The 18,275-nt window shown below is 66.0% G+C and carries 19 protein-coding genes and 2 pseudogenes; 8 read left to right on the forward strand and 13 right to left on the reverse strand.

The window, feature by feature from the left end; translation table 11 throughout:
• Positions 1 to 250 precede the first annotated feature (250 nt).
• A pseudogene (locus tag RGUI_RS22510) lies at positions 251 to 649 on the reverse strand (protein-disulfide reductase DsbD domain-containing protein); the annotation flags it as partial.
• Between the two features lie 120 nt (positions 650 to 769).
• Between RGUI_RS22510 and RGUI_RS09655 the strand changes: the two are divergent.
• A complete protein-coding gene (locus RGUI_RS09655) occupies positions 770 to 1,327 on the forward strand; it encodes a YqgE/AlgH family protein (protein ID WP_081532865.1) in 558 nt (185 codons plus the stop codon).
• 3 nt (positions 1,328 to 1,330) lie between these two features.
• On the opposite strand, the gene RGUI_RS09660 is transcribed toward RGUI_RS09655, so the two are convergent.
• Entirely contained in the window at positions 1,331 to 2,290 is a 960-nt protein-coding gene (locus RGUI_RS09660) for an L-threonylcarbamoyladenylate synthase (protein WP_253799083.1), read from the reverse strand.
• Between the two features lie 123 nt (positions 2,291 to 2,413).
• Here RGUI_RS09660 and RGUI_RS09665 point away from each other — a divergent pair, with 123 nt between their 5' ends.
• The 3 genes from RGUI_RS09665 (at position 2,414) to RGUI_RS09675 (ending at position 5,944) form a co-directional block, all read left to right on the forward strand.
• On the forward strand, positions 2,414 to 4,129 hold the full coding sequence (locus tag RGUI_RS09665; RefSeq protein ID WP_081532866.1) for an acyl-CoA dehydrogenase: 1,716 nt from the start codon (positions 2,414 to 2,416) through the stop codon (positions 4,127 to 4,129).
• Entirely contained in the window at positions 4,129 to 5,181 is a 1,053-nt protein-coding gene (locus RGUI_RS09670) for an MBL fold metallo-hydrolase (RefSeq protein ID WP_371587424.1), read from the forward strand. The genes RGUI_RS09665 and RGUI_RS09670 overlap by 1 nt, the downstream gene beginning before the upstream one ends.
• 136 nt (positions 5,182 to 5,317) lie before the next feature.
• Entirely contained in the window at positions 5,318 to 5,944 is a 627-nt protein-coding gene (locus RGUI_RS09675) for a hypothetical protein (protein ID WP_081532868.1), read from the forward strand.
• Here RGUI_RS09675 and RGUI_RS09680 read toward each other — a convergent pair.
• The 8 genes and pseudogenes from RGUI_RS09680 to argH all read right to left on the reverse strand — a co-directional run bounded on the left by RGUI_RS09680 (position 5,934) and on the right by argH (position 13,135).
• The gene (locus RGUI_RS09680; RefSeq protein WP_081532869.1) at positions 5,934 to 6,263 is read right to left on the reverse strand and encodes an AzlD domain-containing protein; all 330 of its coding nucleotides are present in this window, start codon (positions 6,261 to 6,263) and stop codon (positions 5,934 to 5,936) included. The genes RGUI_RS09675 and RGUI_RS09680 overlap by 11 nt on opposite strands.
• Entirely contained in the window at positions 6,260 to 6,967 is a 708-nt protein-coding gene (locus tag RGUI_RS09685) for an AzlC family ABC transporter permease (RefSeq protein WP_081532870.1), read from the reverse strand. The genes RGUI_RS09680 and RGUI_RS09685 overlap by 4 nt, the downstream gene beginning before the upstream one ends.
• Before the next feature lie 90 nt (positions 6,968 to 7,057).
• The gene (locus RGUI_RS09690; protein WP_081532871.1) at positions 7,058 to 9,658 is read right to left on the reverse strand and encodes a TIGR02302 family protein; all 2,601 of its coding nucleotides are present in this window, start codon (positions 9,656 to 9,658) and stop codon (positions 7,058 to 7,060) included.
• Between the two features lie 38 nt (positions 9,659 to 9,696).
• Positions 9,697 to 10,962: a diaminopimelate decarboxylase gene (gene lysA, locus RGUI_RS09695; protein WP_081532872.1), complete on the reverse strand. Its 1,266-nt coding sequence runs from the start codon at positions 10,960 to 10,962 to the stop codon at positions 9,697 to 9,699.
• A gap of 12 nt (positions 10,963 to 10,974) precedes the next feature.
• A complete protein-coding gene (locus RGUI_RS09700; protein WP_081532873.1) occupies positions 10,975 to 11,298 on the reverse strand; it encodes a DUF2834 domain-containing protein in 324 nt (107 codons plus the stop codon).
• The gene (locus tag RGUI_RS22515; RefSeq protein ID WP_371587426.1) at positions 11,295 to 11,456 is read right to left on the reverse strand and encodes a lipoprotein; all 162 of its coding nucleotides are present in this window, start codon (positions 11,454 to 11,456) and stop codon (positions 11,295 to 11,297) included. The genes RGUI_RS09700 and RGUI_RS22515 overlap by 4 nt, the downstream gene beginning before the upstream one ends.
• A gap of 1 nt (position 11,457) precedes the next feature.
• Positions 11,458 to 11,748 (reverse strand): hypothetical protein, encoded by a 291-nt coding sequence (locus RGUI_RS09705; RefSeq protein WP_081532874.1) that lies wholly within the window; start codon positions 11,746 to 11,748, stop codon positions 11,458 to 11,460.
• Positions 11,745 to 13,135: pseudogene (argH, locus tag RGUI_RS09710) on the reverse strand (argininosuccinate lyase). Before argH ends, RGUI_RS09705 begins: the two are co-directional and overlap by 4 nt.
• Positions 13,136 to 13,161: 26 nt before the next feature.
• Here argH and RGUI_RS09715 point away from each other — a divergent pair.
• From RGUI_RS09715 to RGUI_RS09725, 3 genes are all read left to right on the forward strand, one after another.
• On the forward strand, positions 13,162 to 13,722 hold the full coding sequence (locus RGUI_RS09715; protein WP_081532875.1) for a TlpA disulfide reductase family protein: 561 nt from the start codon (positions 13,162 to 13,164) through the stop codon (positions 13,720 to 13,722).
• Positions 13,723 to 13,781: 59 nt separating this feature from the next.
• Entirely contained in the window at positions 13,782 to 14,252 is a 471-nt protein-coding gene (locus RGUI_RS09720) for a CIA30 family protein (RefSeq protein ID WP_172841116.1), read from the forward strand.
• A 229-nt stretch (positions 14,253 to 14,481) separates the two neighbouring features.
• Positions 14,482 to 15,168 (forward strand): hypothetical protein, encoded by a 687-nt coding sequence (locus RGUI_RS09725; protein ID WP_081532877.1) that lies wholly within the window; start codon positions 14,482 to 14,484, stop codon positions 15,166 to 15,168.
• Here RGUI_RS09725 and RGUI_RS09730 read toward each other — a convergent pair.
• From RGUI_RS09730 to RGUI_RS09740, 3 genes are all read right to left on the reverse strand, one after another.
• Positions 15,156 to 15,677, reverse strand: a complete 522-nt coding sequence (locus RGUI_RS09730; RefSeq protein WP_156882930.1) for a hypothetical protein — start codon at positions 15,675 to 15,677, stop codon at positions 15,156 to 15,158. The two genes, RGUI_RS09725 and RGUI_RS09730, sit on opposite strands and share 13 nt — an antisense overlap.
• Positions 15,678 to 15,786: 109 nt before the next feature.
• Positions 15,787 to 16,404, reverse strand: a complete 618-nt coding sequence (locus tag RGUI_RS09735; RefSeq protein ID WP_172841117.1) for a VPLPA-CTERM sorting domain-containing protein — start codon at positions 16,402 to 16,404, stop codon at positions 15,787 to 15,789.
• Between the two features lie 126 nt (positions 16,405 to 16,530).
• Positions 16,531 to 17,262 carry a 16S rRNA (uracil(1498)-N(3))-methyltransferase gene (locus RGUI_RS09740; RefSeq protein ID WP_081532880.1) on the reverse strand — a complete coding sequence of 244 codons (732 nt, stop codon included), beginning with the start codon at positions 17,260 to 17,262 and terminating at the stop codon, positions 16,531 to 16,533.
• 13 nt (positions 17,263 to 17,275) lie between these two features.
• On the opposite strand from RGUI_RS09740, the gene ubiA reads away from it, so the two are divergent.
• Positions 17,276 to 18,238: a 4-hydroxybenzoate octaprenyltransferase gene (gene ubiA, locus RGUI_RS09745; protein ID WP_081536043.1), complete on the forward strand. Its 963-nt coding sequence runs from the start codon at positions 17,276 to 17,278 to the stop codon at positions 18,236 to 18,238.
• The last annotated feature ends 37 nt before the right edge of the window (positions 18,239 to 18,275 follow it).

The following is an 18,275-nucleotide window of genomic DNA, read 5'->3' on the forward strand; positions in this document are numbered from 1 at the left end:
ATTCGAATACCGTCGCCTCGCGCGGCCCAAGGGCGGGCACCTCGATTTCCGCGGTCAGGCGCAAGCCATCGGCAATCGGCTCGATCTTGCAGACGACGTCCCCCACCCGCGCCTCGCGCGCGGACATCGGCATCGCGGCCAGCGCGGCCATGATCGGGGCCGGTTTGCCCTCGGCCGGCAGGCGCCCTTCCAGCCGCAGGTCGGTCGGCATGCAGATGTCGTGACAGACCCCCATCTCGACATGACCGCGCAGTTCCATCGGCTCCCCCGCCTTGCCCGGCGTCACCTCGATCGGCAGGACGACGTCGTCCTCATACCCGATGGTGCGCAGCCCGTTTGAGGAGAACACCTTGGGCGTAGGCCAATGCACACGGACGGCGGCGGCGTTCTGTGATCCGCTCCAGTCAAACCGGGGGGGGATGCCGGCATCGCCCGGCGCCCGCCAATAGGTCTTCCAGCCGGGGGCAAGACGGATATGCAGCCCCGCCATGTAGGTGCCCCGCTCTGTCGGCCAGCCGGGCAGGATTTCAGCCGAGACCACCGCGTCGACGGACCCTGCGGAAACCGGCTGCGCCAGCCCCAATGCCAGTGCCGCGACCGCGGCCAATGTCGTGAATCTACCCTTCGCCATGAGAGCCAAGATAGGCATCGGGCGCCAAGCTGGAAATCACATTCGGGCGAGAGGGTTTCGAAAAAATTGTCCCCGCCCACCCTTGCGCGGCGTGGGACAGGGGCACATTCTGGAACCATGCAGGATTTGACTGGCGAAATGCATCTGGGCGGCAAGCTGCTGATCGCGATGCCCGACATGGGCGATCCGCGCTTCGAAAAGAGCGTTGTGTTCCTGTGTGCCCATACCGATGAAGGCGCGATGGGGCTGATCGTGAACAAGCCGATGGCGGAGTTGTCCTTCGCCGATCTGCTGACACAGCTTGATATTGCGCAGGCGCCGGGGGCGCGGGACATCCGCGTGCATTTCGGCGGCCCGGTGGAACATGCCCGCGGATTCGTCCTGCATTCCGGCGACTACGATGGCGGCAACGACACGACCTTGCGGGTGGACAGCCGCTTTGGAATGACGGCGACCATCGACATCCTAGAGGCAATCGCCAGCGGTCGGGGGCCGGAGTCGTCGCTTCTGGCGCTAGGCTATGCTGGATGGGGCCCCGGCCAGTTGGAAGGCGAAATTCAGGAAAATGGCTGGCTGACCTGCGACGCGGTGCCAGAGCTTATCTTCGGCGGAAGCGATTCCAGCAAATGGGAACGCGCGCTGAAAACGATGGGAATCGATCCGCTGCTTCTGTCATCGGCCGCGGGCCGGGCCTGAGGGTCAGCGGCGCGGGGCCGCAGCGCGCCGCAGGCGGTCGTTGATCGCGCGGCCAAGTCCGTGATCGGGGATCGGCGCCACGGCAATGGGCTGGCCCGGCGCGGCACGGGCGTCAAGCTCTCGCAGATATCCGAACAGGTTGGCCGCCGCCTCCACCAGATCGCCCGAGGGCGACAGGTTCAGCGCAGCATCTGAGCAAGCCGGACCGAAACCAAGCCACAACGCCCCTGATGGCGGGCTCGTCACATTGGGCACGACATCAGCCCCCGGCGCGTAATGGGATGACAATTGCCCCGGTGCGGTCACGTTCGCCGTCTTGGCCGGGACCGCAAGCGGGCCACCAAGACAGGCCTCTATGGCCTCCACCGGCAGGCCGCCGGGCCGCAGCAGAACCGGCTCCGGCGTCAACCCGACGATGGTGGACTCCACCCCTACGGGACAGGCGCCGCCATCGACGACCGCCGCGATCTTTTCCCCCAAGCCATCGACCACATGCGCCGCACGGGTCGGGCTGACACTGCCGGACGGGTTGGCGGACGGCGCGGCCACCGGCCCACCGAACGCGGACAGAAGACCCCTTGCCACCGGATGGTCGGGCACGCGCAGCGCAACGGTCGGCAACCCCGCGGTCACCAGCGGCGACAACGCGCTGTCGGGGCGCAGCGGCAGGACAAGCGTCAGCGCGCCGGGCCAGAAGCTGTCGGCCAGACGGTCCGCCATATCGTCGAAAACCGCGATGTCCCGGGCCGCCCCGGCGTCGGACAGGTGAACGATCAGCGGGTTGAACCGGGGCCGTCCCTTCGCCTGAAAGATCGATGCGACCGCATGGTCGTTGCGGGCATCGGCCCCCAGCCCATAGACCGTCTCCGTCGGGAAGGCGACAAGCCGCCCCTCGCGCAGCACCCCGGCGGCCCGCGCCAGCCCCGTGGCATTCGGTTCAAGAAGCTCCGCGGGCAAGGACAATCTCCATGACGTGGCGTTGGGCCTTGATGGCCGCGGGCTTTGGTTTACCCTTTGGCCGTTGACTGTTCGGGTGACATAGCCCCGCGCCAGATCGGGAACAAGACGCGGGGAAGAGAGGGAACCATGCCATATCGCGCGCCGGCGGACGATATCCGCTTTATTCTGACCCATGTGGCCGGGTTCGACCAAGTCACCGCGACCGAGCGGTTCGCAGAGGCCACGCCAGATGTCACTGCCGCGATCCTGACCGAGGCCGGCAAACTGTGCGATGAGGTGCTGGCCCCGCTGCAGCGGGTGGGCGACCTGCACCCTTCGAAACTGGAAAACGGCGTCGTGCGCACACCCCCCGGCTATGCCGAGGCCTATCGCGCCGTGGCCGAGGGCGGCTGGATCGGCGTTGCCGCCACGCCGGACCACGGCGGCATGGGCCTGCCGCAGACATTGGCCATGGCGGTGTCCGAGATGATGAGCGGCGCCTGCCTGTCGCTGCAACTGAACCCGCTCTTGACGCTGGGCCAGATCGACGCGCTGGAACATCACGCCAGCGACGATCTCAAGGCGCTGTATCTGCCGAAACTGATCTCTGGCGAATGGTCGGGCACGATGAACCTGACCGAGGCGCAGGCGGGCACCGATGTGGGCGCCCTGCGGACAACGGCCAAGCCCAACGGCGACGGGACCTACGCGATCACCGGGCAGAAGATTTATATCAGCTGGGGCGATGCGGATTTCATGGAAAACGTCGTGCATCTGGTGCTGGCCCGCCTGCCCGACGCGCCGCCCGGCACCAAGGGGATCAGCCTGTTCCTCGTCCCGCGGCATCTGCCCGGCGAAGACGGGACTGTCGGTGCGGCCAACGGTGTCAAGGTGGTCAGCCTGGAACACAAGATGGGCCTGCATGGCAGCCCCACGGCGGTGATGCAGTACGAAGATGCCAAAGGCTGGCTGGTGGATGCGCCGAACAAGGGCATGGCGGCCATGTTCACCATGATGAACAACGCACGCCTCGCCGTGGGCCTTCAGGGCGTGGGCGTGGCCGAGGCCGCGTGCCAGCAGGCGATGGCCTATGCACTGGATCGGCGGCAGGGGCGGACACCGGTTGGCGACGGTGCGGGCCCGATTGCCGATCATGCGGATGTGCGCCGGATGCTGGCGACGATGCGGGCAGAGGTATTCGCCGCACGCAGCATCGCTCTCGGTTGTGCCGTGGCCATCGACATGTCGACCGCCACGGGCAAGACAGAATGGGCGGCGCAGGCGGGGTTCCTGACGCCCATCGCCAAGGCCTATGGCACCGACACCGGGATCGAGGTCGCCACCACCGGTATTCAGGTCCATGGCGGCATGGGCTTCATCGAGGAGACCGGTGCCGCGCAGTATCTGCGCGATGTGCGGGTGACCGCGATCTATGAGGGAACGAACGGCATTCAGGCGATGGACCTTGTCGGGCGCAAGCTGATGGACGGGGGCGAAGCCGCCTGGCGCCTTCTGGAAGAGGTGGAGAAGACGGCGGAAACCGCCCGCCCGACGCTGCCCGATCTGGCCGAACCGGTCTGGGCCGCGGCGGAATCGCTGCGCGAGGCGACCGAATGGATGGTCGCGCAGCCGATGAATGACCGGTTTGCCGGGGCGGTGCCATTCCTGCGGGGCTGGGCACGGGTGCTGGGGGCGCAGGCGCATCTCTCTGCCGCCATGGCAGAGGGGGGCACGGGCCGGCGCGCGGCCTTGGCCCGGGTCTTCATAACCCGCTTGCTGCCGGAAACAGAGGCGCTTCTGGCCGAGGCGCGCGCCGGGGCGGAGGGTCTTTACGCGCTTTCGGCCGAGGATCTGTCCGCATGATGGATGGTGGCACGCGGACGATCCGCTATCCGTGGCCGGAGCCGCCCGCCGCAGGCGAGGCGATCGAGATCGCCGAGGGCGTGCTCTGGCTGCGGCTGCCACTGCCGATGGCGCTGGACCATGTGAATGTCTTCGCACTCGACGACGGCGAGGGCTGGACGGTGGTCGATACCGGCATCTCCTCCCGCCGCAGCCGCGCGCTTTGGGAAAGCCTGATTGCCCGTCCCCTTGGCGGCAAACCCGTCACCCGCGTGATCCTGACCCATCACCACCCCGACCATGTGGGCCTTGCCGGGTGGTTCCAGTCCGATCACGGGGCAGAGCTTTGGACCAGCCGCGTTGCGTGGCTGTTTTCCCGCATGTTGCAGATGGACGAACAGGATCGTCCCGCGCCCGAAACGCTCGCCCACTGGAAAGGGGCCGGAATGGACCCCGAGTTGTACGAGCGGCGCGCCAATGAACGCCCCTTCAACTTTGCCGACACCGTGGCGCCGATGCCGCTTGGCTTTCGCAACATGGCCGAGGGAGACGTGATCCGTGCCGGCGGCCGCGACTGGGACGTGCGGCTGGGCGACGGGCACGCCCCCGACCATGTCACGCTCTGGAGTCGGGACGACAATCTGGTCATCGGGGGCGATCAGTTGTTGCCCTCGATCTCTCCCAACCTTGGCGTCTATGCGACCGAGCCGCTGAACGACCCGGTCGCGGGCTGGATCGAAAGCTGTACCCGCATGGCCGCCCATGCGCGGGAGGATCACCTTGTGCTGCCCGGTCACAAGCTGCCCTTCACCGGCCTGCCCTTGCGCCTGACGCAACTGATCGAGAACCACCACGGCGCGCTGGCCCGGCTGATCGACCATCTGGCCGAACCGCGCACCGCCTGCGATTGCTTCCTGCCGCTCTTCAAGCGGCGGATCGGCGAGGGCGAATACACGCTCGCCCTTGTCGAGGCCGTGGGTCATGTGAACCACCTGTACCTGACCGGACAGGCCCGGCGCTGGCGACGGGAGGACGGGGCCTGGCTGTTCCAGGCGGTCGAGACCGGATCGTGATCAATCGGCGCTTTGTCGTGACAGTGAAATGAACGCCCCATAAGGTGGCCGGACATGAACGGCCAAGGGTCCGCCCGGCAGTGCGGAACATCCCGTGGCCGTTCGCAGACATGACCGAAACAAAAAGACTTTTCCGATGCTGCGATTTCTTCTGATGCTTCTGTTGCCCCTGACGCTGCTTGGCTGTGCCGAACCGGTCTGGGCCCCGGATGAGGCCGTGGCCCGCGCGGTCTACCGCGCCCCCGGCCCCCCGACGATCACGCTGTTCACGATGGTGTCGAACAATACCGGCAGCGGCGGACATTCGGGCATGATGGTCAATGCCAGCCAGCGGGTGATCTTCGACCCGGCGGGGACATGGTGGCACCGCCTTGCGCCCGAACGCAACGACGTGCATTTCGGGATCACGCCCATCATGCTGGACTTCTACATCGACTACCATGCGCGTGAGACCTACCATGTCGTCGTGCAGACAAAGGAAGTCAGCCCGGAGGTCGCCGAAAAGGCGCTGGCCCTGATCAAGCAGAACGGGGCGGTACCCAAGGCGATGTGCGGCCGCTCTGTCAGTTCGGTGCTGCGCCAGTTGCCCGGGTTCGAGAGCATGCCCCGTGCCCTTGGCCCCAGCCGGATCATGCGCGCCTTCGGCAAGTTGCCGGGTGTCGAGACCAAGAAATACTTCGACGACGACCCCGACGATCACAGCACGCTCTTGCGGGCACAGCAGGCGGCCGCCGGGGCTGGGGATCAGCCGGTCACCCGATGAGAAACAGCAACCCGTAAAGGGTTCCGGCCCCGGCCGCGATGGCCACAAGGACGTTGCGGGACAGATACCCGGCGCCAAGCGTCGCGGCCGCCGCGGCGACCCGGGGCAGATCGAAACTGCCGCCCGTAGCCTCTGGCCAGACGACCAGTGGCGCGACGAGCGCGGGAAGCACGGCCACCGGCGTATAGCGCAGGTGCCGCAGCACCCAGTCGGGCAGCTTACGCTCCCCGATCAGGCCAAGGAACGAATACCGGATCAGGAACGTGCCGACCCCAAGCGCAAGGATGATGCCCCAGATTTCCAGCGCCCCCTGCGTCATGTACGTGCCCCCGTGCGTTTTTCGACCCATGCCCCGACGACCATCGCGGCGGCGCCCGCAATCAGAACCCCGCTGCTGTAGGGCAGGAAGGCCAGCAGCAGCGCCAAGGTCACCGACACCGCTGCGGCGGCGACATGAGCCAGCGTCCGAAGCGCGGGCGCGACCAGGGCAAGGAAGGTGATCGGCACGGCAAAGTCGATGGCGTATTCGGGCGGGATTTCCTGCCCCGCCAACGCCCCGGCCAGCGTCATCAGGTACCACATCGGGCAGACCGGCGTGATGACCCCGAAGAAATAGACCACGCGTTCGGCCAGCGACATCTCCGGATGCGCCTCGTACCGGGCATGGGCGACGGCATAGGACTGATCGACCAGGAAATAGGCCATGATCGCCCGTTGCCACCGCGGCGCGGCGCCCAGATGCGGCGTGATAGAGGCCGAATACATCGCCATGCGCAGGTTCACCGCCAGAGAGGTCGCCAGCACCACGAACGTCGGCGCATTGTCGGCCATCAACTGCACGGCGGTGAACTGCGCCGCGCCCGCGATGACAAGAATGGAAAACCCCATGACCTCGGCAAGGTTCAGGCCGGCCTCGGTTCCGACGACACCGAAAAGGATGCCGAAGGGCGCGATGACCAGCAGGAACGGCGCGCCATGGCGGAAACCGGTCCAGTAGGTGGATGTCAGGCGGGCGTTGGGCACAGGCGGCGGGCTTTCGTTCTCAATCCCCCGCGGCCTACCCTTGCCATCGCCGTGGGGCAAACGGAAAAAAGCGCGCCGGCCCTGCCCGCGTCAGAACCGGTCGAGCAGACGTTTCAGGTAATCCAGTTCGATGTCGGGCCGATCCTGTTCGCCCGACCGGCGGCGGATTTCATCCAGCAATTCCTGCGCGCGGCCATAGATGTCTTCGCCCTGCAACATATGCTCCTGCGTGCCGACGCGACCCATATTGCCCTGCTGCCGTCCCAACGGGTCTTCCCGATCCGCTGTCTGGGCCTGACCCCGGCCCTGCCCCGACTGACCGGGGGCCTGCTGGTTCTGGGCAAGGGCATCGCCCAGATTGCGCATGCCCTCGCGCAGCGCCTCGATCGCCTCGGCCTGACTGTCGAGCGCATCTGCAAGATCGTCGCCGCGCAGCGCGTCTTCCGCGTCATCCATAGCCCGTCCGGCACGGTCCAGCGCATCCCGGGCGGCCTCGCCCTCTGGCGAATTTCCAAGGCCGGGCAGCCCCTCTTTCTGGCGGTCGAGTTCGCGGCGAAGACTGCGCTGGCGGTCGGCAAGGCTTTGGCCCGCACCGCCGTCCTGCCCCTGCAGGCCCGGCTGTTGCCCCTGACCCTGGCCTTGGCCCTGTTGTCCGAACTGGCCCTGACCTTGACCCTCTCCTTGGCCTTGCCCCTGACCCTGCTGGCCCTGTTGTTGCCCCTGCTGCTGACCTTGGCCCTGGCCGGGGTTGAACTGGTCCTGAAGATCCTGAAACGCCTCGTCGCTCAGGCCCTGTTGCTGGCGCAGGGTTTCGGCCAGCCCCTCCATCGCCTGCTGGCCCGGGCTTTGCTGGCCGCCCTGACCTTGGGTGACCTGCATGTTCTCCATCATTTGCCGCAGCATCTCCAGCAGTTGCTGGGCCTCGGCCATCCGGCCTTCTTCCATCAGTTGCTGCAGCCGGTCCAGCATCTGCTGCAACTGGTCGCCGGTGATCTCTTGCGTGTTCTGCTGGTTCTGGGCCTGCTGATCGCCGTCTTGCTGCTGTTGCTGCGCAAGCTGGCGCATGTAGTCCTGCATGGCCTCGCGCAGTTCTTCCATCAGGGCGGCGATTTCTTCGTCGGTCGCGCCGTTCCTCATCGCCTCGGACAGGCGTTCCTGCGCGCGGCGCAAACGTTCGGCCGCATCCGACAGATCGCCATCCTCGATCAAGACGGCAATGTCCCAAAGGGCGGCGGCGATTTCCTCCTGCGCCTCGGCGGTCAGCCCTTCGGCGGTGCCCGATTCCAGTTGTCGGATGGCCACGCGTAGTTGCAGAAACGCCGACTCGTCGCGGAAGATCTCGTCAGGCCGGTAACTGACGGCGCGCAGCAGTTGCGCGACGCGCGGGCCGTTGTCGCGGGTCCACAGCAGGTCACGACGCTGTTCGATGATGGCCTTGGCCAGCGGATCGAAGAACCGGCGACCCGGCAGCAGCATGGTTTCAGGCGTGGACAGGCCCGTCTGCCCTTGCGCATCCTCCGCCGTCAGTTCGATTTCGACCGGCAGACCCGCCCAGGGGTGTTGCGACAGGTTCTCGACCAGCGTTTCCCCGAAATCCCGGCGGTCCCCGGTGATCGACATCGGCAGGTCCAGCACGATGGCCTCTCGCGGCTCCGGGTCGGGGATCAATCCATAGCTGCGGTCCACGGCATCAAGGTCGAGCGTGACGCGCGCCGTGCCCCGCACCACGCCATAGTCGTCTTGCGCGGCAAAGGGTTGGCGCATCTCGCCATTGGCTTCGACCTTCAGCGGGCCGTCAAGACGGATTTCCGGGGGCATGTCGGGGATCAGGGCAATCTGCCAATTGCGCCCGCCCGGCCCCTCGACCGTGATATCGCCCGATTGCCGCACCTCGAAACTGCGGGCCATGGCGTCCGGTCCTGCGGGTGTCTCCGTTCCCACCGGGGTACCCGACACGGTTTCCCGCACGTCCAGTGCGCCAACCTTGCCGTAAAGGCGCATCGTAACGCGGCTGCCGAGGGGAACGCTGACGCCGGCCTCGGTGATATCGTTCAGGTAAAGGCTCGGCTTCGTGGTGTAGGCGGGCGGTTCGATCCAGCCTTCCCATGCCGGGCCTGCGGCCAGCGCCGCCCCCCCGCCCGCGGTCACGTCCGCCACCGTCGTCACCCGCCAGAGGGAGCCGAAGATCACCGCAACCACGAACCCCGTGGCCGCGACATAGCGCAGGGCGTAAGGGTCGCGGGAGGAGACCCGCAAATCGGGGCTCGCCGCCTTTGCCGCCCGGGCCCGTTCGGCCATGCGCAGGATATGGGCGTGCCAGACGGCCTCTGACGCCGGGTCGCCCGCGCCGATGGCCTGACTGTCGGTCAATGCCGCGATGGGGCGTCCGGGCAGGGTGGCATCAAGCCGGTCCAGCGCCTCTGCCCGCGTGGGCCAGCGCAAGCCGCGTATCCCGACCACGAACGCCGCCAGAACCGCAAGCGCCGAAAGACCAAGCCCTGCTAGCACCCAGCCGCGCGACACGACTTCGTGCAGGCCGAAGGAAAGTGCGGTCGCGACGGCCAGCAGCAGGCTCGCCAAGGGCCAGAAGGCGCGCGTCAGGCGTTCGGCAGCTATCCCCCATCGGGTCAGCCGCAGGGGCCAGCGCAACTCTTTCAGGGCAATCTCAGGGCTCGGCTTGGTGTCGGTCATGCTCCCATCCCGAAGGGTCGGTCAGCACGACTGCCGACCTACAACCATTCCGGGATGGTATCGCGGTTTATGATATCGTCAAAGCTTGGCCTTGCCCGGATGACGGCGACGTGATCCCCGCTGACCAGCACTTCGGGCACCAGGGGCCGGGTGTTGTATTCCGACGCCATCACCGCGCCATAGGCCCCGGCGGAGCGGAAGGCGACCAGATCGCCCGCAGCCACCGGGGGCATCATTCGGCTTTTCGCGAAGGTATCGCCGGTCTCACACACCGGGCCGACGATGTCATAGGGTGCCTGTTCCGTGCCGGGGGCGGGTTCGACCAAGGGGACGATGTCGTGATGGGCGGCATACATGGCGGGCCGCACCAGATCGTTCATCGCCGCGTCGAGGATCAGGAAATCGCGCCCCTCTCCGTTCTTCACATAGATCACCTGTGAGACCAGCACACCGGCATTGCCCGCGATCAGCCGGCCCGGTTCGATCTCGATCTCGCAACCCAGATCGCCCAGCACCCGCTTGACCATTTCGCCGTATTCCACCGGCAGCGGCGGCGCGGCGTTGGAGCGTTCATAGGGGATGCCAAGCCCACCGCCCAGATCCAGCCGGACGATGTCGTGCCCATCGGAGCGCAGCGCCTGTGTCAGTTCAGCCACCTTCGAATAGGCCAGCTCGAACGGTTCCAGCGACGTCAACTGGCTACCGATATGCACGTCGACGCCGACGACCTTCAGCCCCGGCAGGGTGGCGGCAAGGGCGTAGACTTCGCGCGCACGGGCGATCGGGATACCGAACTTGTTCTCAGACTTGCCGGTGGCGATCTTCTCATGCGTCTTCGCATCGACATCCGGGTTTACCCGGATCGCGATGGGTGCCTGCACCCCAAGTGACAGCGCAACCTCGTTCAGCGCGGCCATCTCGGGTTCGGATTCGACGTTGAACTGGCGAATCCCGCCTTCCAGGGCAAGCCGCATCTCCTCTTGCGTCTTGCCGACGCCGGAAAACACGATCCGCTCCCCCGGCACGCCCGCGGCCTGCGCCTTGCGGTATTCGCCGCCCGACACCACGTCGATGCCCGCGCCCAGATCGCCCATCAGCTTCAGCACGGCCATGTTGGAATTGGCCTTCATCGCGTAACAGACGAGGTGGTCGGTGCCCGCCAGCGCCTCGTCGAACAGGCGGAAATGGCGGGTCAATGTGGCCACGGAATAGCAGTAGAACGGCGTGCCCACCTGTGCGGCGATTTCGGTCAGGGGGACGTCCTCGGCATGCAGGATGCCGTCGCGATACAGGAAATGATCCATCGGGGTCTCGGGTCAGGCGGCTTTCGCGGGGCGAGAGCGCAGGAAGAGGTAGAGCGGCAGGCCACAGGACAGGCCGATCGCATAGGTCAGCGGCAGGGCAACAAGCGACAACAGATCGCGCCGCTTGAAACTGTCGATAATGATCCAGATCGACAGGCTGATCGCGGCGATGGTCAGGTCCCATGTCAGGCCCGTGGCGCTGTCGTTGACATACCAGGCGTCGATCATGCCGGCCCAGTCCCAGTCATTGGCGATCAGCCACTTGGTGAAATAGAACATCGGGTGGATGGAGCCCCAGATGGCCAGGGCAAGGAAGATCAGTCTCATCGGTGTCATGGGCGGGTCCCTCCGCTAATGCCGATTTCCGCGGTGCCCGATACGGTAACACCGGATTGTTTGACAGGCCCCACGGGGCGTTCCGGCGGGCCCTCGACACCACAGGCTGTCAGCGTCGCGATCAGCATGGCCGCCAGTACCCATACCTGTTTCTTCACCTCAAAAGCCAATGCCGACTCCCCCGGTTCCGATGCTCAGCCGGATTGCACTGCCCAAAGGCCGGACCGAGACCGAAGCGCCATGGGTGCCCACGGTCACATCCGTGGTGCGCGTGTCCACAACGCGGGCCGAGGCATGTGCCCCGCCCGGCCCCCCACCGACCGTGATCGCGCCCGCCGTGACCGCCGCACTCGCCGTGCCGTCCGGCCCGACCGCGGCGCGGCCATGCGGGGCCGGCGCGGCGCAGGCCGCCAGCAGCAGCGGCAAGAGGGGCAGACAAAGGCGTTTCATCCCAACCGTTCTTTCCAGCGCGCGATCTGCGCGCGCACCTGTGCAGGGGCGGTCCCCCATAGCTTTGGCGACTCGCCACCGAATTATGCACGCCGAGGACATCGAAGACATCGGCGTGAATGTCGGCATGGACGGTCTGCATGTCCTCCAGGCTCAGATCCGGCAAGTCGCAGCCCGTCTTTTCGGCCATCGCGACCAGCGTGCCGGTGACGTGGTGCGCCTCGCGGAAGGGCAGGCCCAGTTCGCGGACCAGCCAGTCGGCCAGATCCGTGGCGGTGGAGAAACCGCTGGCCGCCGCGGCCTCCAGCGCCGGGCGGTTGGCGGTCATGTCACGGACCATACCTTCCATCGCGGCCAGCGCCAGCATCAGGTTGTCGGCGGCATCGAAGACCTGTTCCTTGTCTTCCTGCATGTCCTTGGAATAGGCGAGCGGAAGCCCCTTCATCACCGTCATCAGCGCGACATTCGCCCCGAAGATGCGCCCGATCTTGGCGCGGATCAGTTCCGCCGCATCGGGGTTCTTCTTCTGCGGCATGATCGAGGAGCCGGTGGAAAAACGGTCGCTGAGCGTGACAAAGCGGAACTGAGCGGAGGACCAGATCACCAGTTCCTCGGCAAACCGCGACAGGTGCATCGCGCAGATCGAGGCGGCGGAAAGGAATTCCAGCGCGAAATCACGGTCGCTGACCGCGTCCAGCGAATTGGCAGCCGGCCGGTCGAAGCCCAGCGCCTCGGCCGTCATGGCCCGGTCGATGGGGAAGGACGTGCCGGCCAGCGCGGCAGCGCCCAGCGGGCTTTCGTTCATCCGCGCCCGTGCATCGGTGAACCGGCCCATGTCGCGGCCGAACATTTCCACATAGGCCATCATGTGATGGCCCCATGTCACCGGCTGCGCGGTCTGCAAATGGGTGAAGCCCGGCATCACCCAGTCTGCCCCGGCCTCGGCCTGCGCGATCAGCGCGCGGATCAGCGCCTCCAGCCCCGCGACCGCGGCATCGATCTGGTCCCGCACCCAAAGCTTGAAGTCGGTCGCCACCTGGTCGTTGCGCGAGCGCGCCGTATGCAGCCGCCCCGCCGGTTCGCCAATGACCTCTTTCAGCCGGGCCTCCACATTCATGTGAATGTCTTCCAGCGCGGTGGAAAAGGCGAACTCTCCCCCCTCGATCTCTGACAACACCGTGAGCAGACCTTCCCGGATCGCCTCGGCGTCCGTATCGCTTATGATGCCCGTGGCGGCCAGCATGGCGGCATGGGCGCGCGAACCGGCGATGTCCTGGGCGGCCAGCCGCTTGTCGAACCCGATCGAGGCGTTTATCGCCTCCATGATCGCATCGGGTCCGGCGGCGAAACGCCCGCCCCACATCGCGTTGGATTGGTCCTTGGTCATGTGATGGCCCTTTGGAAGGAAGACGAATGCGGCTTGTCAGACTGATCGTCCTCTACACGGCCCTTGTGCTGGGTGCAAATGGCGCGGTTGCGGCGGATACCTCGGCGGCGGAGGCGCTGCGCGAGGGCAGCATGAAGAAGCTGATGTTCCATGGCGAGGCACGGCAAGTGCCCGACACGGCCCTGATCGATGCCGACGGGCAGGAGCGCACCCTGGCAGAACATCGCGGCCAATGGGTCGTCCTGAATTTCTGGGCCACGTGGTGCCCGCCCTGCCGGCATGAGATGCCATCGCTCGACCAGTTGCAGGCGGAACTGGGCGGCGAAAACCTGGCGGTGGTGACAGTGGCCACAGGGCGCAATGCCCCGCAGGCGATCGACCGTCTTTTCGCAGAACTGGGGGTGCAAAACCTGCCGAAATGGCGCGATCCGGACTCGGCGCTGGCCCGGGGGATGGGCGTGATGGGGCTGCCGGTGACGGTGATCCTCGACCCGGAGGGGAGGGAGGTCGCGCGCATGCAGGGCGACGCCCAATGGGCCAGCGACAGCGCCAAGGCGGTTCTGTCGGCCTTGATGGACGGGTCGTGATCCGGTTGGCCGCCGCCCTTTGGGCGCTCTTGGCCGTCCCGTCAATGGCAGGGGAAAGCATGGAACACATAAGCCGGGACACCGTGGCGACGTGGTCGTTTCTCAGCGATCAGGTCATGGGCGGTGTGTCCGAAGGCGGGGCCCGCTATGGCGAGAAGGGTGGCACAGGATTTCTGCGCCTCACCGGCGAGGTCAGCACACAGAACCGTGGCGGGTTTCTGCAGATGCGCCGCGATGTGGCCGTGCCGCCGGCGGCGCAGGGCATCCGGCTGAAGGTTCGGGGGAACGGGCGGCGTTACTACGTACATCTGCGCATGACCGGCCTGAAAATGCCGTGGCAGTTCTATCAGGCGGGGTTCGACACCACCCCCGACTGGCGGGAGGTGCGGCTGCCATTTTCCGACTTCCAGCCCAAGGGCGGGTTTCAACGGGCGGCGCTGCGGCCGGACACGGTGAAAAGCCTTGGCATCGCCGCTTATGGTGAAGCGTTCCACGCCGACATCTCGGTCGCCGAGGTCGGCTTCTACTGATCCGGCCCGGCACGGATTCGTGGTGCGGCCAAATACGGACGCCGTTTTGGCGAAACGCCGAATAGCGCTGGACGCCCGGCAAACAGGCGGCGCGCCCAAAAGGGCCGCGCTTAACCAGTCCGGTGATTGCCGCAGCTCTGGTCAATTCCCCCGCTTGCGCGAATCGCCGACGTGCCCAAAGCTGACGTTGCGAAAACTTCGCATAGTATTTTGCGATTGGGGGAAAACGATGTTTCGTTCATCTTGGAAATTTGCCGCGCTTGCGGGCGCGGGTCTTGTGATCGGCGCTGCAACCGCCGGCCACGCCGCCACCCTGACCGGGCCGGTGTCTTATCTGTCTGCCGCCGATATCCCGGCCAATTTCTACGCGGGCGGGTCACCCTTGTTCCTTGAGGATTTCGAGGACGGCTCGCTTGACGGCGGCATCACCGCGTCGGCCGGTGCGCCCTATGGACCGGCAGGCAACGCGGACTCCGTCGATGGGGATGACGGAACCATCGACGGGTTCGGAACGGCCGGGCGGTCGTTCTTCTATGCCGGCGGAAGCGCGGGCATCACGTTCACCTTTGCTGCGCCGGTCACCGCCGCGGCGGTGGTCTGGACCGATGGCGCAGGCACGACGTATTTCGAAGCCTTCGACACCAACGGAGTGTCGCTTGGCAGCATCGGACCGGTCGCTCTGGCGGACGGAACCTACAGCGGGACGACGTCCGAAGACAGTTTCTTCGGGGTCCAGAGCGCCGATGGCATCGGCTCGATCTTCATCTCGAACAGCTTGGGCGGGATCGAGGTCGACCATGTGCAATATGGCGACATGTATATGGGCAACCCGGTGCCCCTGCCTGCCACCCTGCCGCTTCTGGCCGGGGCGTTCGCCGTGGCGGGGGCAACGCTGCGCCGCCGTCAGCGCAACTGATGCAAGGATGCGCCCCGTCGCCGCCACAAGGTGACGGGGCCATTTGACGGCGCGCGATTGACCGCCGCGATCAGCGGACCGGCGGAGACACCCGGCAGCACCATGAAGGCGTCGAACAACGCCTCTGCCCCCTCGGCATCGGTGGGAATGCGGACCGTCGGAAAGCCGGTCTGGGACAACACCCAATAGCGCCGACCGGCCCCGTCGAACTCCAGCGTGACAGCATTCAGTTCACTGAGCGCAACGAAGCCGCCCCCCTCGGCCGAGAGATAGGTTATCTGTCCCTCGTCAACCTGCACGACGCCCGGCGCGGCGCCACTGCCCCGAAACCGCAGCCGCCAAAGGGCCGATATGGCAAGGCCCAGCCCGACCAGCACGAAAAGAACGCCAAGGCCCCGATAAAAATAGCCGCCGAATCCGAAGACCCAAATGCCTGACGCGGCGATGGCCGCACCGCCCAAGGCCTCTCTCCAGCGGAGCAGGCGTTCCAGAACTTCGGGCCGGATCATCGTCATGGCGCTGTTTCCATCGCTAGCACACCGCCTGACTGTCGGACGGGGCGCCAAAACGCAACAGGCCGCGCGATGCCGCACGGCCTGCCCGTCATGTTGGCCGATTTCAGACCTTGCGACGTGCCCGTGTCAGACCGAGACCGCCAAGGCCCGCCGCCAGAAGCCAGACACTGGCCGGCAACGGAACCTGATTGTCGATCCGCGCGTCGAACTCCACCTCGCTGAGGAACACCCAGCTGTTGCTGCGGGTGATCGTCACCACCAGCGTGTCTGTCGTCAGCCCGGCCAGATCCGCGGTAAAGGCGAACGGCGCAGAACCATCATTGGTCGGCACGGTATAGTCGGTGCCGTTGATGTTCACGCTGCGCGGCTGGCTGACCCCGCCATTGCCGTCTGAATCGTCGAAATGGAAGGTTGCCGACAGGAAGTCATAGGCCGTCGCGAAATTGAACGTGATGACCGGGTTATAGTTCGACCACCCGACATAGGGCCCCGGACCGGCCGGCGCCTCGGTAATGAACCAGTTGTCCGTCGCGATCACGCCGTCCGTCAGATCACCGGTACCACCGGTCAGGCTGTCATAGCTGACGGTGTTGTTGTTGCCGGGATAGGTGTCGTCCCAATACTGGTACGATCCCGTCCCGCCGTCGAGCATGTCATAGCTCACCGGCGAAACGCTGGCGGCATGCGCCATTCCGGCGCCCAGCGCCAGACCGGCAATCATCGAAACTGTCCTTAGAAATGTCATTGAGTCCCCCACTACGAAACACTTCACGGGGAGTTTACACTTTCGGCTTTGCCAATCAAAGAGGCAAAGGGGGCCGGCCGGCAACAGGTTGTGCACAAAGCGTCACCAGTCGCCCAGCGCCTGCTGCCAGACCGTCAGCGCGGCAACCGCCGCCGTGTCGGCGCGCAGCACCCGTGGGCCAAGACTGACGGGATGGGCGAAGGGCAGGCTGCGCAGGCGTGTCCGCTCCGCCTCCGAAAACCCGCCCTCGGGGCCGATCAGAATCGCCCATGGGGCCCGCGGAGCCTCGCCAAGCGCGCGCCCTTCACCGGCCAGCATCTCGTCACAGAACATCAGGCGGCGACCCTCTGGCCATGTGTCCAGCACCGTCGAAAGCCGTTGCAGATCACAAACCTCTGGCACGAAGGTGCCGCCGCATTGTTCGGCGGCCTCGATCGCATGGGCCTGCAGCCGGTCGCGCCGGATCCGTTCGGCATTGGTGAAATCGGTCTGCACCGGGCAGATCCGCGCCGCCCCCAGTTCCGCCGCCTTTTCCACGATGAAGTCCGTGCGCGCCTTCTTGATCGGGGCAAAGTACAGCCACAGATCGGGCGGCACCTGCAGGGGGCGGGTCTGACCCTCGCAAACCAGCGCGCCGCCGCGCTTGCCGGTCTCGCTGACCCGGGCCCGCCATTCGCCGGTTTGACCGTCGAAGACCAGGATCGCATCGCCCATCCCAAGCCGCATGACGGAAAACAGGTAATGCGCCTGATCCCGGGACAGAGGAATGGTTTGCCCCTCCCCCAAGGGCTGCTCTACATAGAGCCTGACTTTTGCCGACTGATGATCGCTCATGGGGGCCATTTCTATGTCCGAGACCGATGAAACGCCAGAGCCTCAGGGCATGGTCGCCGATGCCTACAAGGGCAACTGGGTCGACCGCGACGCGCCCGAATGGACACGGCCCTATCTGCGCCTGTCCCGCGCCGACCGCCCCATTGGCACATGGCTGCTGCTTCTGCCCTGCTGGTGGGGCGTGACGCTGGCCGCGGCCAGCACCGGGTTTCGCTGGATGGATATCTGGATCGTGATCGGCTGCGCCATCGGCGCCTGGCTGATGCGCGGCGCGGGCTGCACATGGAACGACATCACCGATCGCAAGATCGACGCGCAGGTCGCGCGCACGCGGTCCCGTCCGATCCCCTCGGGCCAGGTTTCGGTCGCACATGCGGTTCTGTGGATGGTCGTCCAGTCGCTGGTGGCTTTCGGCATCCTGCTGACCTTCAACACCGCCGCGATCCTGATGGGCATCGCCTCGCTGGGTCTGGTGGCCATCTATCCGTTTGCCAAGCGCTTCACCTACTGGCCGCAGGTCTTTCTCGGGCTGGCCTTCAACTGGGGCGCGCTTCTGGCATGGACGGCGCATACCGGCAGCCTGGGCTGGCCCGCGCTGTTCCTTTATCTGTCGGGCATCGCGTGGACGATCTTCTACGACACGATCTATGCCCATCAGGACAAGGAAGACGATGCGCTGATCGGGGTGAAGTCCACCGCGCTTCTGTTCGGCGCCGACACGCCGCTGCGGCTGCGCCAGTTCATGATGATCAGCGTCGGGCTGATGACGATGGCGGTCATCATCGCGCTGGCAAAAAGCGCCGGGGTTGCGGTGTTCGTGTCGCTTCTGGGGGTCGTGCTGTTCGGCATCCACATGATGTGGCAGCTGCTGCGGCTGGACAGCGACGACGGCGACACCTGCCTGATGCTGTTCCGGTCCAACCGCGATGCCGGGCTGATCCCGGTGCTGGCGTTCGGGCTTGCAATCATGGCGTGATTGCACTTCCGCCGCCACGGGCCTAGGGAAGGGCGAT

It is taken from the genome of Rhodovulum sp. P5 (assembly GCF_002079305.1).
Lineage (GTDB): Bacteria > Pseudomonadota > Alphaproteobacteria > Rhodobacterales > Rhodobacteraceae > Rhodovulum.

Coding starts and splice junctions, on each gene's coding strand:
- RGUI_RS09655 (WP_081532865.1), top strand. CDS start 770: ATGCATCTGGGCGGCAAGCTGCTGATCGCGATGCCCGACATGGGCGAT.
- RGUI_RS09675 (WP_081532868.1), top strand. CDS start 5,318: ATGCTGCGATTTCTTCTGATGCTTCTGTTGCCCCTGACGCTGCTTGGC.
- lysA (WP_081532872.1), bottom strand. CDS start 10,962: ATGGATCATTTCCTGTATCGCGACGGCATCCTGCATGCCGAGGACGTC.
- RGUI_RS09720 (WP_172841116.1), top strand. CDS start 13,782: ATGGAACACATAAGCCGGGACACCGTGGCGACGTGGTCGTTTCTCAGC.
- RGUI_RS09730 (WP_156882930.1), bottom strand. CDS start 15,677: ATGATCCGGCCCGAAGTTCTGGAACGCCTGCTCCGCTGGAGAGAGGCC.
- RGUI_RS09735 (WP_172841117.1), bottom strand. CDS start 16,404: ATGATTGCCGGTCTGGCGCTGGGCGCCGGAATGGCGCATGCCGCCAGC.
- RGUI_RS09680 (WP_081532869.1), bottom strand. CDS start 6,263: ATGACGCAGGGGGCGCTGGAAATCTGGGGCATCATCCTTGCGCTTGGG.
- RGUI_RS09690 (WP_081532871.1), bottom strand. CDS start 9,658: ATGACCGACACCAAGCCGAGCCCTGAGATTGCCCTGAAAGAGTTGCGC.
- RGUI_RS09715 (WP_081532875.1), top strand. CDS start 13,162: ATGCGGCTTGTCAGACTGATCGTCCTCTACACGGCCCTTGTGCTGGGT.
- RGUI_RS09740 (WP_081532880.1), bottom strand. CDS start 17,262: ATGAGCGATCATCAGTCGGCAAAAGTCAGGCTCTATGTAGAGCAGCCC.
- RGUI_RS09725 (WP_081532877.1), top strand. CDS start 14,482: ATGTTTCGTTCATCTTGGAAATTTGCCGCGCTTGCGGGCGCGGGTCTT.
- RGUI_RS09670 (WP_371587424.1), top strand. CDS start 4,129: ATGGATGGTGGCACGCGGACGATCCGCTATCCGTGGCCGGAGCCGCCC.
- RGUI_RS09700 (WP_081532873.1), bottom strand. CDS start 11,298: ATGACACCGATGAGACTGATCTTCCTTGCCCTGGCCATCTGGGGCTCC.
- ubiA (WP_081536043.1), top strand. CDS start 17,276: ATGTCCGAGACCGATGAAACGCCAGAGCCTCAGGGCATGGTCGCCGAT.
- RGUI_RS09665 (WP_081532866.1), top strand. CDS start 2,414: ATGCCATATCGCGCGCCGGCGGACGATATCCGCTTTATTCTGACCCAT.
- RGUI_RS09705 (WP_081532874.1), bottom strand. CDS start 11,748: ATGAAACGCCTTTGTCTGCCCCTCTTGCCGCTGCTGCTGGCGGCCTGC.